Source organism: Clostridium sp. BJN0013 (assembly GCF_040939125.1).
Lineage (GTDB): Bacteria > Bacillota > Clostridia > Clostridiales > Clostridiaceae > Clostridium_B.
Genome location: NZ_CP162495.1, coordinates 2,359,011 through 2,375,189 on the forward strand (window position 1 = coordinate 2,359,011; position 16,179 = coordinate 2,375,189).

The window sequence follows — 16,179 nt, forward strand, 5'->3', positions numbered from 1 at the left end:
CTTACACCTTTCAATAATTATGGTTTCTCTAAAGAAATAGGCCCCAATTTTCCTCCTCTGAATTCATCTAAAAGCATAATAGACACTCTATTATAATTTATCTCCCCCCCAGATAATATAGCTCCCCTTTTTCTCGCTATATTATCCATATTTTCTAGAGGCTCCTCACTTAACCCATCCAATTTATACCTATTTATTACTCTGTTGGGATAATCTCTACATAGAATCTTCAAAAGCATTAATGCTAAATTTTCTATGTCCATAATTTCATCTTTTATAGCCCCAGTAAAAGCTAAATTTAATTGTGTCTCCTCACTTTCTAGTTTAGGCCACAATATACCTGGTGTGTCCATAAGTTCTACTCCTAATTTAGTCTTAATCCACTGCCTACTTTTTGTAACTCCAGGTCTATCCCCTGTTTTAGCTATGCTACTTCTTGCCATTTTGTTGATAAAGGAGGATTTACCTACATTTGGTATTCCTACTACCATAGCTCTATCAACTATTTTTGAAACACCTTTCTTTTTCATTCTGTTATGTTTTTCTTCTAATAATTCATTTAACATAGGTCTTATACCTTTAAGGCCCTGACCTGTATTACAATTTACTGCTAAAATCCTCACATTATCTTCAGAAAGGTAACTTATCCACTGCTTGGTTGTACCTTCTTCACTTAAATCACTTTTATTTAACAGTATTATTCTAGGCTTGCTGCCACAGATACTCTCTATATCAGGATTTTTACTAGCTTTTATTATTCTGGCATCCCTTATTTCTATAACAGCATCTACTAATTTTAAGCTCTCCTTTATTTCTCTTTTAGTCCTAGCCATATGTCCAGGAAACCAATTTATAGCCATATATTTCTTCTCCTCTAATTTACAACTGAACTTAAGCTGCCCATCCTATTAAAAGGATATATTCTAAGGGCTGCTCTTCCCACTACCATTTTATAATCTACAAATCCCACATCGGAAAATCTACTGTCTCTGCTGTTATTTCTATTATCTCCCATTACAAATACCGTGTTTTCCGGTACCGTAACTTCGTCAAAATCACCTAACATAGGTTCTAATATATAAGATTCTTTTTTCAGTACATCATTTACATAAAGATTACCATTTTCAATTTTTATCCTGTCTCCACCTACTCCAATTACTCTTTTAATGAATTTTTCTTTAGGATTTGCTGGATATTTTATTACCACTATATCTCCAGGCTTTGGTGCTCTAAAATAATAACTTACTTTTTCCACAATCAGACGATCCTTATTATTTAAAGTAGGATCCATGGAATGCCCATCTACACTTACAGTTTCAAACACAAAGGTTATAATCAAAAATGCAGCTATAATAGCTATCACTACTGATTTACCAAGTTCTATCAATTCCTTTAACAAACTTCCACACCACCTTAACATACAAAAGAGGGACTTTATAAAGCCCCTCTTTTATTTTAATATTTCTTTTACTTTAGCCGCTTTACCTACTCTATCTCTTAAATAATATAATTTGGCTCTCCTTACCTTACCTCTTCTTACTACTTGTATTTTTTCTATTATAGGAGCATTAACAGGAAATGTTCTTTCAACACCTACACCATAAGCAACTCTTCTAACTGTGAAAGTTTCCCTTACGCCACCATTTTGTCTTTTCAAAACTATACCTTCAAAAACCTGTATTCTCTGTCTACTTCCCTCTTTAATTTTTACATGAACCCTTACTGTATCCCCTATGTTAAAATTAGGCAGATCAGTTCTTATATATTCTGATTCTATTTGCTTTATTATATCTAACATTGTGCATAACCTCCTAAACAATTATTAAACGTTCTTATCTTGTAACATTTATAGACAGAGGAACGCCCGTATGACACAAAAAGAATTTTATCACAACCATATTTTTTTTTCAATATATAATTTAAATCTATATTTATAACTGGAATAATAATAGAAACTATTTAATCAGTATATCCATTTTCATATGATTTTATTAGTTCTTTATCTTCTTTGGATAGCTCTATCCTTTCAAATAAATCCGGACGTTTACTTTTAGTTAATATAAGTGACTTTGCCCTTCTCCATTTCCTTATATTTTCATGATGACCAGACATGAGAACTTCCGGTACCCTATCCCCTCTAAAAAACTCTGGTCTTGTATATTGTGGATATTCAAGTACTCCATTATAAAAAGATTCTTCAGTATAACTTTCAGTACTTGAAAGTACACCAGGTATCATTCTGCATATACTGTCCACAACAGGGATACAAGCCATTTCTCCTCCAGTCACTACAAAATCTCCAATGGATATTTCTAAGTCTATATACCTATAAACTCTTTCATCTATTCCTTCATAATGTCCGCATAAAAATATTAATTCCCTTTCTTTTGAAAGTTTTTCTGCCATAGATTGGTTGAAAATCTTACCTTTAGGTCCTAAATATATCACATTTCCCCTATTTTGAGTTTTTACATTATTTATACAATCTACAATAGGCTGGGCAGTCATTATCATTCCAGATCCACCCCCATAGGGATAGTCATCTACTTTCCTATGCTTATTTTCAGTAAAATTTCTTATATCAAAAGTATTTATACTTAAAATATTTTTTTCAATGGCCCTTCCAATTATACTATAGTTAAACACTTGAAACATCTCTGGAAAAAGAGTCAATATATCTATTTTTACATCCATGTTTCCACCGGCTTTATAATTATTTCTTGTTTTTCCACATCTACTTTTAAAACTATGTCCTCTATAGCTGGAATTAAAAGTTCCTTATCACCTTTTATCCAATAAACATCATTATGGTATGTATTTATTACCTCTGATATTTTTCCATAAAAAACTCCTTTTTCATCTATTACTCTACATCCTATTATATCAACAATAAAATATCTTCCTTCTTCCAATTTAACTGCATCTTCTCTAGCTACTTCCAAATATTTGCCCTTATACTCCAGAGCTTTTTCTATGGAATCTATACCTCCAATTTTAAGAATGACCTTTTTTGATTGTAATTTACATCCAGTTATATTTTTTAATATACCTTCTATATATACAGATTTTAGTTCTTTAAATCTCTTAATATCATCAGTTAAAGGGTATACTTTCAATTCTCCTTTTAATCCATGAGTATTTATTATTTGTCCTACAGTTATAAAATCTTTCATAGAACATACTGTCCTGCATTAGTCAAAAATATTTTATAAATAAAACAGGACAATTTCACCCCTTTTTCATTAAATATTAGAAGTCTATAAAATATTTTTCAGATTAATATAAGAGTTAGATAATCTAACTCTTATATTATCTCTACAACAACTCTCTTATTTTCCTTTATAGCTGCAGCTTTTACTACAGTTCTTATAGCCTTTGCTATTCTCCCCTGCTTTCCTATTACTTTTCCCATATCCTCCGGTGCAACTTTCAATTCAAGAATTATAGATTGCTCACCTGCAATTTCATTTACTTGAACCATATCTGGGTTATCCACTAGCGATTTAGCAATAATTTCCACTAATTCTTTCATTTAATACACCCCCAGTTAATTACTTACCAAGCTTATCTTTCAGTCCTGCCTTATCAAAAAGCTTTTTTACAATATCTGTTGGTTGAGCACCATTTTTTATCCATTTCACAGCTTTTTCTTCATCAAACTTAATAGTAGTAGGCTCAGTTGTAGGATTATAATATCCTATTTCTTCTACGAATCTACCATCCCTTGGGGATCTTGAATCTGCTACAACAATTCTATAAAACGGAGCTTTCTTAGCACCCATTCTTCTTAATCTTATTTTTACTGCCATTAATATCACCTCCTTAATAGTATCAAACAATTGTTAGGCTCAGCTGAAGTTTATTATCAGTCAAATACTCCTCCTTGGAACCTTTATTGTATTTAAAAAGGAAATTTCCCAAACAATCCCTTTTTAAATCCCTTTTTCATACCATTAAATTGTTTCATTGCTTTTTTTATCTTTTCAAAATCCTTAAGAAGTTTATTTACTGACTGTATGTTAGTACCAGACCCCATTGCTATTCTTTTTTTTCGTGAGGAAGAACCACTTACAATAGAAGGTTTTCTTCTTTCTTTTAAGGTCATAGAATTAATTATGGCTTCAACCTTTACCATTTCCTTTTCTCCCTGGGAAAAATCTACTCCTTTTAATTCTTTCGTATTTATCCCCGGAAACATCTCTATAAGTTTACTTATAGGTCCCAGTTTTTTAGTTTGATCCATTATAGCTAAAAAGTCTTCAAAATTGAACTCCTTATTCAGCATTCTGTCCCCTAACTTTTTTGCCTCTTCCTCATCAATTGATTGTTGTGCCTTTTCTATAAGTGAAAGTACATCTCCCATACCTAATATTCTGGAGGCCATTCTATCTGGATAAAATACTTCAAAATCATTCATTTTCTCTCCCATACCTATAAATTTTATAGGCTTACCCGTAATGGCTCTTATGGAAAGAGCTGCTCCTCCTCTTGTATCTCCATCTAATTTAGTAAGTACAACTCCATTTATATTAAGCTGTTCATTAAAACTAGATGCCACATTAACAGCATCCTGCCCAGTCATAGAATCCACTACCAGAAGTATTTCCTGTGGATTTATATTTTCTTTAATCTGTTTTAGCTCATCCATTAATTCTTCATCTATTTGAAGTCTACCTGCAGTATCTATTATAATTACATTTAAATTGTTATTCTTAGCGTAAGCTACTGCACCTTTACATATATCTACAGCCTCTATTTTATCCCCCATGGAGAATACAGGTATATCAATTTGCTTTCCAACTACCTGTAGTTGTTTTATTGCTGCAGGTCTATATATATCACAAGCTACTAGAAGGGGTTTTTTATTCTTTTTTCTAAGCTGCAACGCCAATTTTCCGCACATAGTGGTTTTTCCTGAACCCTGAAGTCCTACTAGCATTATTATAGTTAATCCATCAGGAGAATATTCAATAGAACTTTGACTATTACCCATTAAAGACGTAAGTTCATCATTTACTATTTTTATAACTTGCTGTGCAGGAGTAAGGCTCTTTAACACCTCTTCCCCTAAACATTTTTCACTAACACTTTTAACAAAATTCCTTACTACTTTATAGTTAACATCTGCCTCTAAAAGTGCTAGTTTTACTTCCCTCATAGCATCTTTTATATCTTTTTCAGAAAGTTTACCTTTACCTCTAAGCTTTTTTAAAGTTTCCTGAAGCTTAGATGCTAATCCTTCAAAAGCCATGCTAATCCTCCTAAACTCAAATATTATTTATTATATAATTCTTTATTTTATCTAACACTTCAGCATTTTTATCAGAGTACAGTGAATCTATAAAGTCAATAATACATTTCTTACTCTCTTCTATATTTTTTTTCTCTCTCATCAAATTCAATTTATCCTCATATTGCAATAAAAGCATATGACATCTTTTTATAATATCATGCACTGCCTGCCTGCTGGTACTAGTATGTTCAGCTATTTCTGCCAGGGACAGATCTTGATTATAATAAAGATCCATAACATTTCTCTGTTTTTCTGTTAAGAGCCTCCCATATATATCAAGTAATATGGACAGCTGTACTCTCTCTTCCATAATACCCTCTCAATTTAAAGATAATTTAAAATTTCTTAACGAGTCTTATAATATCAAAATTTTTAAAGTATGTCAAGTATTTTTACTTAACACCTAAAACAGTGCCTCTACAAATTCTCTACTTTTAAATTCCTGCAAATCATATATACCTTCTCCCACTCCTATTAATTTTACTGGTATATTTAACATATGCTTTATGGATATAACTATGCCTCCTTTAGCAGTTCCATCTAATTTAGTAAGTATTATACCATCTACAGGGCAAACTTCCATAAACTGCTTAGCCTGCTGCACTGCATTTTGTCCTGTTGTAGCATCCAGTACAAGAAAAGTTTGCCTATACGCTTCTTTATATTCTCTATCTATTACCCTATTTATTTTTGCAAGTTCTTCCATTAAATTTTTCTTGTTATGTAATCTGCCAGCTGTATCACAAACTAAAACATCTGCCTTTCTTGCTTTTGATGCCTGAATAGCATCAAAAATAACTGCAGCAGGATCCGAACCTGCCTGATGTTTTATTATATCTACTCCTGCCCTTTTACTCCATATTTCCAGTTGTTCTATTGCTGCTGCCCTGAAAGTATCTGCTGCAGCCATAATCACCTTATATCCCTCATCCTTTAATCTATAACACATCTTCCCTATGGAAGTAGTCTTTCCCACCCCATTTACACCTATTACGAGAATTATTTCCGGAGTATTCCTAGGTCTTATACTATTTTCTTCATTTCCCAATATATCCAGTATCACTTCTTTTAAACAATTACTTAAAAGAGATGGCTCCTTTATCTTTTCTTCTTTTATTTTTTTCTTTAAATTTTCTATAATGTATAATGTAGTTTCCACTCCTATATCACAGGTTATAAGTATTTCTTCTAATTCCTCATAAAGTTCTTCGTCTATGTTAACTGCCTTACTTAAAAGATCAGTTATCTTTTCCGTTAAATTATTTTTAGTTTTTTCAAGTCCACTTTTTAATTTATCAAAAAATCCTTTAAACATAATATATCTGTCCTTTCCTTATACTATAATTTTAGAGAAATTATTTTTGAAACTCCTTTTTCTTCCATAGTAACTCCATATAAGATGTCACTTACCTCCATAGTTCCTTTCCTGTGAGTTATTACAATAAATTGAGTATCTCTAGAAAACTTCCTAAGAAATTCTGCATACCGTAATACATTGGCATCATCTAATGAGGCCTCTATCTCATCCAATATGCAAAAAGGAGTAGGCTTAATTTTGAGCATAGCAAATAAAAGAGCTATGGCAGATAATCCCTTCTCTCCACCAGACATAAGATTTATATTTTGTAGTTTTTTACCGGGAGGTTGTACTGTTATATCTATGTTTCCAGTAAGTTCATCTCCTTTGGTAAGTATCAAATCTGCACTTCCCCCTTTAAATAATTCTCTAAAAGTGTCATTAAAATTTCTTCTTAACTTAATAAAATTTTCTTTAAACACTCCTTTCATTTTTTCTGTCATTGCATCTATTACTTTTTTTAATTCCCCTTTTGATTTTATTAGGTCTTCTCTTTGAAAATTTAAAAAAGTTACCTTTTCCTGCAAATTTTTATACTCTTCTATTGCACTTAAATTCACCACCCCAAGTTTAGAAATACTGTTTTTTAAATGTACTATTTTACTCTTATATTCTTCTAAATTTTCTATTTGTCCATCGTACTCCACGGTTTCATCACGAGTAATATTCATATCTTGTTTTAATTTTAAATATATATTCTCTTTTTGAGAATTTAACCTTGTAAGTTCAAGCTGCGTTTTATGAAAGGAGGCCTCTCTTTTATTTATTATAAGTGTTAAACTATCTATTTTATCATTGCTATCACTTATCTTCTGTTTTAATTCAATAATTTTTACATCGCTTTTTTCTATGTTTTTTTGCATTTCTTCCACATGTTGCTTAAAATCTTTTGATTCTTTTTCATTTGCATGTATTTCAAGTTCATTCTTATGTATAAGTGCCTTGGAAATTTTAATTTCTTCATTTATAGGCTCATTTTTAGCCTCTATAGTTTTTATTTCTTCATTTAACCTTAATAACTCTCTTTCTATACTTAAAATATTTTCACTAATCTGAGCTCTTTTAACTTTTAAATTCATAAGACTTTCTTTTAAATTTGCAATATACTCTCTACTGTCTTTTAATCCTTCTTCTACTTTTAAAATATAGTCATCATTTTTAATTTCCTCCTGGGAATAATCTTTTAATTTTTTTTCTTCTTCCTGTAATTTATTTAAGTTAATTTCTTTATTTTTATAAAGTGCCTTGATTCCTCTATTAGCTATTTCTCTACTTTCTATCAATTTTTTAGTTTCCCTATCTATAGTATCACTTTGCTGCTGTAATTTAGTTAACTCTATATTCTCTAAATATATTTTTTCCTTCAAATCTTCATTTTGCTGGTAAATTTTCTGTCTATCAGCTTTAAGTTTCTTTATATCTTCACTTAAAACCTCTAGAGTTTTTTTTGTATTTTTTATTTTAACTAAGGTTTCTTCTATTTCTCTTTTTCTGCCTATAATACTATTACTTCTCTTTTGAAAGCTCCCTCCTGTAATAGCCCCTCCTGAATTTACCACATCACCAGATAAAGTAACTATTTTAAACCTGTATTCTCCCAATCTAGCTATTTCAAAAGCATTATCTATATTTTCACATATTATTGTTCTCCCCAATATATATTCTAAAATATCTTTAAATTCCTGACTGTAACTTACTAATTCACTGGCAATTCCAATAAAACCTTTTATATTTTTAAATTTATGTAAATTTAAAATTTTTCTCCCTCTAATTGTAGAAATGGGTAAAAAAGTAGCTCTACCCATTTTATTATCTTTAAGATATTTTATAATGGTTTTAGCTATAATTTCATTTTTAGTTATTATACTGGATATACTGTTCCCCAAAGAAGTTTCTATACAGGTTTCAAATTTTTTCTCCAAACTTATTACTTCTCCTACTAAAAAACAACTCTGTGTAGGCACATCCAACTTATGATTTTTTATATTTTCCATAAGTACTTTTACAGTTCTATTATACCCTTCATACTGTTTATGAAAATTTACAAGCATTGTATAATTTGCTTCCAATGTACTAAGTATACCATTTAGTTTTTGTAAATTATCTTCTTTATCATTAAATATACTGGTTAATTTTAAATTTTCTTTATTATTTTCATCAATTTCACTTTGGTAAACTGATATATTTTCTTTAATGTCAGCAATTTTACCAAATAATTTATTTTTTTCTTCAGAATTTGTTTTAATGACTTTACTATAATTTTTACAAGAATTTTTTAATTTATCAATTTTTTCTATAATATTTTCCCTATCTTTTTTAATTGAAACAATATTATTCTTTAACTTTGAAATATTACTAAAATATTGTATTTTATCATCTTTTAACTTTTTACATATATTTTCCCTACCACAAATATGGTCTTCATTTTTTTTTATGTTATTTTCATAATCCAATATGCTAACATTAATTTCTTTCTCTTGATTTTTTAATTTTAAAATATTATGATTTTGTAAAGTTATTTCCTCAGATTTTTTAATTTTATCATTTTCCATCTGTTTTAATTCTAAATGATTTCTTTTTATATTACTTTCTAAATCCTCTATTTTTTGTTTTAAAAGTTTTATTTTATTCTCTCTCTGATGAATTAACTCTCTCCTATTATAATAATCTTTTTTACAGTCAGCAATTTCAGCTATAATATTTTCCATTTTTAAATTGTATTCATTTATGTTATTCTTTAATCCCATAAGCTCTAAATCTGATTGTTTATTACTATTAGTTATCTGCTCTATAGAGCTTTCCATTTTGTCTATTCTATGCTGTATTTTTTTCAAGGAATATATTAATATTGTTATTTCCTTATCCTTTAGCTCCTCGGATAGCCTTAAAAATTCATCAGCTTTTTTATTTTCCAGTTCAAGGGGCTTTAATCTCTCTTCATAAGTCTGCAGGATATCTTCTATCCTTATTAAATTCACTTCAGTATTTTCCAGCTTTTTCTCTGCCTCTGATCTTCTCCATCTGAATTTAACGATACCTGCAGCCTCTTCTAAAAGAAGTCTTCTATCCTCCTGTTTACCACTCAGCAGGGCATCTATCCTTCCCTGGCCTATTATGGAATACCCCTCTTTTCCTATACCTGTATCCATAAAAAGTTCATGTATATTCTTTAGCCTGCACTGCACATTATTTATATAATATTCACTTTCTCCAGACCTATAAAGCCTTCTAGAAACAGTTATATTAGAATAATCAAGAGAAAGCTTTTTATCTTCATTATCCAGAGTAAGGGAAACCTGACATAAACCTAGTGGTTTTCTAAATTGTGTACCTGCAAAAATAACATCTTCCATCTTGCCTCCCCTTAAAGTTTTTACACTCTGTTCTCCCAATACCCATCTAACTGCATCTGAAATATTACTCTTTCCACTTCCATTTGGCCCTACTATAGCTGTAATTCCTCCTGTAAATATTAGCTCTGTCTTATCAGCAAAAGACTTAAATCCTTTCATCTCAATAGTTTTCAAAAACATAGACAAGTCACCTCTTATCTATTAAAAAAGTATTGGAAGCAATCCAACTACAAACATAAATACCACTAAAACTATTATTACTTTTAACATCTTATCCCTAGTATTTTTCTTCATGATACTTATCTCCTTTTAAAAATTTTTATAATTATTTATTATATAGTCATCCAGCTCTATGTACTCGTTAAAATTTCCCCCAATTATATTCAAAGTCTCCCTGTTCATTAAAAAATCTTGTACCACTTTTATAGAACAATGAATAAATTTTTCCTTCATATGATTAAAATATTCTTTTTTATTTGCATAAAGTTTGGAAAGGTCTCTGTTATTTATTCCAATAGTTATTTCTCCTTTATAAGATAAAGGTATATTTTCTTCTATGATGTGATTATAAATTCTACCTTCCACCAGTTCTCTAAAGGCGGGGTGAAAAGGACCTGCTATAACATCTTTGCCTAAATTTATATTTTCTGTAGGCTGAAGCCCAATCCTTATTACCTTTATTTTATTAGCCCTTAAAATACAATATAGAATCTTACATATATCTACTGCTTCAGAAAGTTCATATGGTTTATATTGCTTCCTTTTATACATATCTTCCATGACAGTTCCCTTTATTACTAAAGCCGGGTATATCCTGTATATATCTGGCTTCATACTTATTGAATTCTTTACTGTTTCTATATCCTTTTCAAAAGTATCACAAGGTAATCCTACCATAATTTGATGTCCCAGTACAAATCCGTATTTTTTTATAAGATAAGATGCACGTTTTACATCTTCTTTAGAATGTCCTCTTCCTGACTTAAAAAGTACTTCCCTATCTAAAGATTGTATGCCAAGTTCTATTATATCCACAGAATACTCCTTTAAATTGTCAAGTATACAGCTATCAATATAATCTGGTCTTGTAGACAGACGAATATAATCTATATCTCTCTTATCTTTATATTCTTTAGCTACCTTTAATAACTCCCTCTGCTTATCTATGGGTATAGCAGTAAAAGTTCCTCCAAAAAAAGATACCTCCACTTTAGAAGTACTTCTTTTTATAGTTTTTAAATGATTCTCTATAGTTCTTCTTACAAAATTCACATCAACCTCTTGTTTATTTCCAGTAATTATAGTTTGATCACAAAAAATACAATTATGAGGACATCCTTCATGAGAAACAAATATAGGTATTATATAGTGCTTATTTTCCATCTATATCTATCTCCTTTTTATCACATCCATGTTCAATCTTCAATTTCTTCAAGGCATTGTGGGCTGCATTCTGTTCAGATTCTTTTTTAGTATATCCTACACCGCTTCCCAGTATATTATTATCTACACATACCTTGGTATAAAATTTTCGTCTATGGGGAGGACCTTCATACTTTATAAGTATATACTGTATATGTATATCTCCATTTTGCTGCACAATTTCCTGAAGATTAGTCTTATAGTCCAATACTATTTCATTTTTTATAGCTTTTTCTATAATATCTTTAAAATTGTCTATTATAAATCGTTTTGTTTTTTCATACCCAGAATCTATATAAATAGCCGCAATAATAGCTTCAACACAATTTGCTAATATTGAAATTCTCTCCCGTCCCCCTGTAATTTCTTCTCCTTTACTCATCTTTATATATTTACCAATATTCCATTTTTTAGCTACTTCATGTAGAGAATTTTCACAGACTATTAATGCCCTTTTTTTAGTAAGCTCTCCTTCTGACTTATTCTTATATATTAAAAACAAATATTCAGATATACAAAGCTGCAATACAGAATCTCCTAAAAACTCCATCCTTTCATTGAATTTTACTCCTTTTTTTCCATTAGCATAGGAACTATGGGTTAATGCTGTATTTATTAACTCTTTATCATTAATGGATATATTTAATGCTTTTTCTAATTCTTCCAAAAAATTTATTTTTTTCTCCATTTTATATTTCTCCCTTGAAATATATTCTTCAGTTTGTTAGAAATCCAAATATTGAATTTAATAAACAAATTCAAGAATAAATTTACTTTTATTTTAAAAAATCTAAATTTAAAGTCCCGTATGAAACGGGACCTATCTTCTGATGTTATTCTTCAGTATGAGCTTTTATGTAATCAACCACATCTCCTACTACTTTCACCTTTTCCGCTTCTTCATCTGGTATTTCTAAATCAAACTCTGTTTCTACAGCCATTATTAATTCAACTATATCAAGTGAATCTGCACCTAAATCGTCAATAAAAGATGATTCCAAGCTTATCTCCTCTGAATCTATACCTAGCTGCTCAGATATTATTTTCTGTATCTTTTCAAAAATCATAATTTTACCTCCAAAAAATTTTTATACATAAATAATATTATATAACTTATATACCGTCAACAACAACTATGTAATAAATAAACCTACTAATTATTTATTACAATATATTTTATTATATTTATAATTATTCTTGCTATAATACTACTCTTTTTCCCTATCATATATTTTTTCTATTTCAAATTTTATTTTATCTATAACTTTATTATCATAACATATTACTGCTTGCTTTATTGCATTTTTAAAAGCCTTCCCATTAGAATTCCCGTGTGCTTTTACACATATTCCTCTACAACCTAAAAAAGCAGATCCTCCATATTCTGAATAGTCTAACTTACTTTTTATCTTTTTAAAAACAGGCTTTAAAAAAATGCCTGCCAGCTTACTTGTAGTTGACTTCATAATTTCCTCTTTCACCATATGAATTAAATTTAAAGATACTCCTTCATAGGTTTTTAAAATTGTGTTCCCTACAAATCCATCACAAACTAATATATTTACATCTCCATTTGTAGCCTCTCTAGGTTCTACATTACCCACAAAATTAAAATCCATATCTTTCAAAAGTTTATAGGTGTTTTTGGTCAATTCATTGCCTTTTTCTTCTTCTGCTCCTATATTTATCAGGCCTATGGAAGGTTCTTTTATTTTAAGTACATTTTCAAAATATATTTTTCCCATAAGCGAAAACTGTAAAAGATAATGGGGCTTACAATCCACATTAGCTCCTGTATCTATAATCATAAAAGCTCCATTTTTACCTGGTATCATAGGCGCCAGTGCTACTCTTTCTATTCCTTTAATTCTTCCTATAATCAAAGTTGCACCAGCCATAAGAGCCCCGGTACTTCCTGCAGATATAGCTGCATCTGCCTTTCCCTCTTTCACAAGTTGAAGAGCCTTGACTAAACTAGAATCTTTTTTTCTCCTTACTGCCATTACTGGAGGTTCTAAAGTAGTTACAACTTCTCTAGTATCTAAAATGCGTATTTTTTCTTTTTCATATTCATATTTTTTTAATTCTGCTTCAATAAGTTCTTTTTTTCCCGTTATAATTATATTTATATCCCGTTCTTTAACTGCCTCAACTACACCTTCTACTACTGCATAAGGTGCAAAGTCTCCTCCCATGCCATCCACAGCAATTATCATAATTTTATTTCACATCCTTAAATGTTAGTAGTATAAATAATTTAATTTTCAGATATTATTTGGAACTAAAATTAAATATTAACATTATACCATAAGATAATTTTACTTGGAACATGTTAAATTATAAAAAGCCCATCAAATTGTTTTATCACAGTAAATTATAAATAAAATAAAACAACAGGATGGGATTCTTATGTAAGATTTATTAGCAGTTTTACTAATTTTCAGTTAAAACAACTTCTTTACCTTTATAATATCCGCAAATCTTGCACACTCTATGGGCAAGCTTCATTTCATGACACTGAGGGCACTCTACTAGTTGTGGCGCACTTAACTTAAAAGTTTGTGCTCTTCTTGAGTCCCTTCTTGCTCTTGAGAATTTTCTGGCTGGATTTCCCACAGTAAACACCTCCTTAATCAGTGAAGAACATATCCTCTAGCTTTGCTAATCTTGGATCAATATCATGGCTTTTACATTGGCATTTGAACTTATTTAAATTAGTGCCGCACTGTTGACATAACCCTTTACAATTCTGTTTGCAAAGCTTTTTTATTGGTAAACTCAATATAATGTTATTTTGTATTATTTGTGTAATATCTATAACATTATCCTCTATAAATATGATTTCATCATCTTCATCTTCTTTGTAAACATTTGTAAGTTTTTCAACAATTGTAATATTCAATTCATAGGGGAATTTTTCAATACACCTTGAGCAGCTAAGCTCTAATATTCCTTGGATTTCTCCCTTTAATGTAAAATCATTTTCTACTTTACTTAAAATCCCAACAAAACTTATGGGCTGTAATAATTCAATATATTCTATACCATCATAAAGCCCATTTTCTTGTATTATAAGATTGAGTTTTTTTTCAGCTTTTTTTTCTTTCAATAATTCTGATATATTTAGTTCCACAATACTCACCTCTATACATTAGCCACAACTAATTATATAAAGGTAACCTTAAAAAGTCAAGTTATTATTCTAATATTAGATAATAACAGAATAAACTAAGATTTACCCTGTTAATATCTTCATTAACTTGTTTTATTTGAACGCTGCCATTAACTGCAATTTTCTTCAAAGTGGAAGATAAGTATTGCTACACACATTTTTATAAGTTCTTCCAAGGTTCAGATGGAGAAAAGAATTCCTCATGAACAAACTCCATCCGAACCCCTGAATCACTAGATTGCCTTAAAAACCTATTATTTGGATTTTGGTGAGATTTTCTTCTCAACTAAGGATTTTGTATCTCTAGCTATTACAAGCTCTTCATTAGTAGGAATTACAAATACTTTTGTTTTTGAATCTGCAGTAGTTATTTCTGTGGCCTTTCCTCTTATATTGTTCTTCTCTTCATCTATGGTAATTCCAAGATAGGTAAGCCCTGAACATATTGCAGTTCTACCAATAGATGAATTTTCTCCTACACCTGCTGTAAATACTATGGCATCCACTCCATCTAAAACAGCTACATAAGAACCTATAAAAGATTTTACCCTGTAATAAAATACGTCTAATGCAAGCTGTGCTCTTCTATCGTGTTTAAAGCTTGCAATTTCCTCTACATCTCTAAAATCACTGCTTATCCCCGACATTCCAAGTATACCGGACTCATTGTTCATTATATTGCTTATTTCATCTATGGACATACCTATTTCGTTTATTAGAAATGGTATTATAGCTGGATCTATATCGCCACACCTAGTTCCCATGGCTAAACCTGCAAGTGGAGTAAATCCCATATTTGTATCTATTGACTTTCCTCTATCCACAGCACAAATACTAGCTCCATTTCCTAAGTGACAAGTTATTATCTTAAGTTCAGATATATCTTTTCCCATAAGCCTAGCTGCTTCCTCTGATACAAATCTGTGAGAAGTTCCATGAAATCCATATTTTCTAATTCCATATCTTTCATATAGTTCATAAGGCAATGGATAAATATATGCATATTTGGGCATGGTATGATGAAAAGCCGTATCAAATACTGCCACCATAGGGGCCTTAGGCATTAATGCCTTGCAAGCATTTATTCCTATTATATTTGGCGGATTATGCAACGGTGCCAATTTACTGCACTCCTTTAAAGATTCCATAACTTTGTCATCTATAATAACTGCATCTGAATATTGTTCACCTCCATGAACAACTCTATGTCCTACAGCAGATATTTCAGACATATCCTTTATTACACCATGTTCTTTATCTACAAGAGCCTCCAGCACTAATTTAACAGCTACTTTATGATCTTTTATAGGTTCGGTTACCACATGTTTTTTACCATTAACTTTGTGAGTTAACATGGAGCCATCTATTCCTATCCTTTCCACAAGCCCCTTAGCCAAAACTTTTTCATCTTCCATGTTTATTAGCTGATACTTTAAAGATGAGCTTCCACAATTTACTACCAATATTTTCATATACATTTTCCTCCTAATAAAATTAATCTTTATGTTTTGTTATAATAACCCTATATTAAGTTTATAGTTATTTAATAATTAGTGTTTTAATATACTTTTAAATCTCATTA

General features: G+C 30.2%; 19 protein-coding genes. All 19 read right to left on the reverse strand.

The features are described from left to right. Positions 1 to 17: 17 nt before the first annotated feature. Entirely contained in the window at positions 18 to 860 is an 843-nt protein-coding gene (gene ylqF, locus AB3K27_RS11995; protein ID WP_368487662.1) for a ribosome biogenesis GTPase YlqF, read from the reverse strand. Between the two features lie 14 nt (positions 861 to 874). Next, on the reverse strand, positions 875 to 1,399 hold the full coding sequence (gene lepB, locus AB3K27_RS12000) for a signal peptidase I (RefSeq protein ID WP_368487663.1): 525 nt from the start codon (positions 1,397 to 1,399) through the stop codon (positions 875 to 877). 51 nt (positions 1,400 to 1,450) lie between these two features. Beyond that, on the reverse strand, positions 1,451 to 1,798 hold the full coding sequence (gene rplS, locus AB3K27_RS12005) for a 50S ribosomal protein L19 (protein WP_368487664.1): 348 nt from the start codon (positions 1,796 to 1,798) through the stop codon (positions 1,451 to 1,453). Positions 1,799 to 1,959: 161 nt separating this feature from the next. After that, a complete protein-coding gene (gene trmD / locus AB3K27_RS12010) occupies positions 1,960 to 2,694 on the reverse strand; it encodes a tRNA (guanosine(37)-N1)-methyltransferase TrmD (protein ID WP_368487665.1) in 735 nt (244 codons plus the stop codon). Continuing rightward, entirely contained in the window at positions 2,685 to 3,173 is a 489-nt protein-coding gene (gene rimM, locus AB3K27_RS12015; protein ID WP_368487666.1) for a ribosome maturation factor RimM, read from the reverse strand. The genes trmD and rimM overlap by 10 nt, the downstream gene beginning before the upstream one ends. A gap of 131 nt (positions 3,174 to 3,304) precedes the next feature. Continuing rightward, positions 3,305 to 3,532, reverse strand: coding sequence for a KH domain-containing protein (locus tag AB3K27_RS12020; RefSeq protein ID WP_261671555.1), 228 nt, complete (start codon positions 3,530 to 3,532; stop codon positions 3,305 to 3,307). A 19-nt stretch (positions 3,533 to 3,551) separates the two neighbouring features. Beyond that, positions 3,552 to 3,809 carry a 30S ribosomal protein S16 gene (gene rpsP / locus AB3K27_RS12025; protein WP_368487667.1) on the reverse strand — a complete coding sequence of 86 codons (258 nt, stop codon included), beginning with the start codon at positions 3,807 to 3,809 and terminating at the stop codon, positions 3,552 to 3,554. Between the two features lie 92 nt (positions 3,810 to 3,901). Then, positions 3,902 to 5,251, reverse strand: a complete 1,350-nt coding sequence (gene ffh / locus AB3K27_RS12030; RefSeq protein WP_368487668.1) for a signal recognition particle protein — start codon at positions 5,249 to 5,251, stop codon at positions 3,902 to 3,904. Between the two features lie 16 nt (positions 5,252 to 5,267). After that, positions 5,268 to 5,603, reverse strand: a complete 336-nt coding sequence (locus AB3K27_RS12035) for a putative DNA-binding protein (RefSeq protein WP_368487669.1) — start codon at positions 5,601 to 5,603, stop codon at positions 5,268 to 5,270. Positions 5,604 to 5,696: 93 nt separating this feature from the next. After that, complete coding sequence (ftsY, locus tag AB3K27_RS12040; RefSeq protein WP_368487670.1) at positions 5,697 to 6,608, reverse strand: signal recognition particle-docking protein FtsY; 912 nt, start codon at positions 6,606 to 6,608, stop codon at positions 5,697 to 5,699. 23 nt (positions 6,609 to 6,631) lie between these two features. Then, complete coding sequence (gene smc / locus AB3K27_RS12045; protein WP_368487671.1) at positions 6,632 to 10,183, reverse strand: chromosome segregation protein SMC; 3,552 nt, start codon at positions 10,181 to 10,183, stop codon at positions 6,632 to 6,634. A 21-nt stretch (positions 10,184 to 10,204) separates the two neighbouring features. Next, complete coding sequence (locus AB3K27_RS12050; RefSeq protein WP_368487672.1) at positions 10,205 to 10,297, reverse strand: DUF4044 domain-containing protein; 93 nt, start codon at positions 10,295 to 10,297, stop codon at positions 10,205 to 10,207. 15 nt (positions 10,298 to 10,312) lie between these two features. After that, on the reverse strand, positions 10,313 to 11,386 hold the full coding sequence (locus AB3K27_RS12055; protein WP_368487673.1) for an elongator complex protein 3: 1,074 nt from the start codon (positions 11,384 to 11,386) through the stop codon (positions 10,313 to 10,315). After that, entirely contained in the window at positions 11,376 to 12,113 is a 738-nt protein-coding gene (gene rnc, locus AB3K27_RS12060; protein ID WP_368487674.1) for a ribonuclease III, read from the reverse strand. The genes AB3K27_RS12055 and rnc overlap by 11 nt, the downstream gene beginning before the upstream one ends. Positions 12,114 to 12,258: 145 nt before the next feature. Further along, positions 12,259 to 12,492, reverse strand: a complete 234-nt coding sequence (acpP, locus tag AB3K27_RS12065) for an acyl carrier protein (RefSeq protein ID WP_368487675.1) — start codon at positions 12,490 to 12,492, stop codon at positions 12,259 to 12,261. A 141-nt stretch (positions 12,493 to 12,633) separates the two neighbouring features. Beyond that, a complete protein-coding gene (gene plsX / locus AB3K27_RS12070) occupies positions 12,634 to 13,641 on the reverse strand; it encodes a phosphate acyltransferase PlsX (RefSeq protein WP_368487676.1) in 1,008 nt (335 codons plus the stop codon). Positions 13,642 to 13,858: 217 nt separating this feature from the next. Beyond that, positions 13,859 to 14,041, reverse strand: a complete 183-nt coding sequence (gene rpmF / locus AB3K27_RS12075; RefSeq protein WP_012101782.1) for a 50S ribosomal protein L32 — start codon at positions 14,039 to 14,041, stop codon at positions 13,859 to 13,861. A 13-nt stretch (positions 14,042 to 14,054) separates the two neighbouring features. Then, a complete protein-coding gene (locus AB3K27_RS12080) occupies positions 14,055 to 14,558 on the reverse strand; it encodes a DUF177 domain-containing protein (RefSeq protein ID WP_368487677.1) in 504 nt (167 codons plus the stop codon). Between the two features lie 293 nt (positions 14,559 to 14,851). Then, positions 14,852 to 16,069: an acetate/propionate family kinase gene (locus tag AB3K27_RS12085; protein ID WP_368487678.1), complete on the reverse strand. Its 1,218-nt coding sequence runs from the start codon at positions 16,067 to 16,069 to the stop codon at positions 14,852 to 14,854. Positions 16,070 to 16,179: the final 110 nt, after the last annotated feature.

Bases quoted from the DNA above. Each gene is read 5' to 3' on its own strand.
- ylqF (WP_368487662.1), bottom strand. From the start codon at position 860: ATGGCTATAAATTGGTTTCCTGGACATATGGCTAGGACTAAAAGAGAA.
- rplS (WP_368487664.1), bottom strand. From the start codon at position 1,798: ATGTTAGATATAATAAAGCAAATAGAATCAGAATATATAAGAACTGAT.
- trmD (WP_368487665.1), bottom strand. From the start codon at position 2,694: ATGGATGTAAAAATAGATATATTGACTCTTTTTCCAGAGATGTTTCAA.
- rimM (WP_368487666.1), bottom strand. From the start codon at position 3,173: ATGAAAGATTTTATAACTGTAGGACAAATAATAAATACTCATGGATTA.
- AB3K27_RS12020 (WP_261671555.1), bottom strand. From the start codon at position 3,532: ATGAAAGAATTAGTGGAAATTATTGCTAAATCGCTAGTGGATAACCCA.
- rpsP (WP_368487667.1), bottom strand. From the start codon at position 3,809: ATGGCAGTAAAAATAAGATTAAGAAGAATGGGTGCTAAGAAAGCTCCG.
- ffh (WP_368487668.1), bottom strand. From the start codon at position 5,251: ATGGCTTTTGAAGGATTAGCATCTAAGCTTCAGGAAACTTTAAAAAAG.
- AB3K27_RS12035 (WP_368487669.1), bottom strand. From the start codon at position 5,603: ATGGAAGAGAGAGTACAGCTGTCCATATTACTTGATATATATGGGAGG.
- ftsY (WP_368487670.1), bottom strand. From the start codon at position 6,608: ATGTTTAAAGGATTTTTTGATAAATTAAAAAGTGGACTTGAAAAAACT.
- smc (WP_368487671.1), bottom strand. From the start codon at position 10,183: ATGTTTTTGAAAACTATTGAGATGAAAGGATTTAAGTCTTTTGCTGAT.
- AB3K27_RS12050 (WP_368487672.1), bottom strand. From the start codon at position 10,297: ATGAAGAAAAATACTAGGGATAAGATGTTAAAAGTAATAATAGTTTTA.
- AB3K27_RS12055 (WP_368487673.1), bottom strand. From the start codon at position 11,386: ATGGAAAATAAGCACTATATAATACCTATATTTGTTTCTCATGAAGGA.
- rnc (WP_368487674.1), bottom strand. From the start codon at position 12,113: ATGGAGAAAAAAATAAATTTTTTGGAAGAATTAGAAAAAGCATTAAAT.
- acpP (WP_368487675.1), bottom strand. From the start codon at position 12,492: ATGATTTTTGAAAAGATACAGAAAATAATATCTGAGCAGCTAGGTATA.
- plsX (WP_368487676.1), bottom strand. From the start codon at position 13,641: ATGATAATTGCTGTGGATGGCATGGGAGGAGACTTTGCACCTTATGCA.
- AB3K27_RS12085 (WP_368487678.1), bottom strand. From the start codon at position 16,069: ATGAAAATATTGGTAGTAAATTGTGGAAGCTCATCTTTAAAGTATCAG.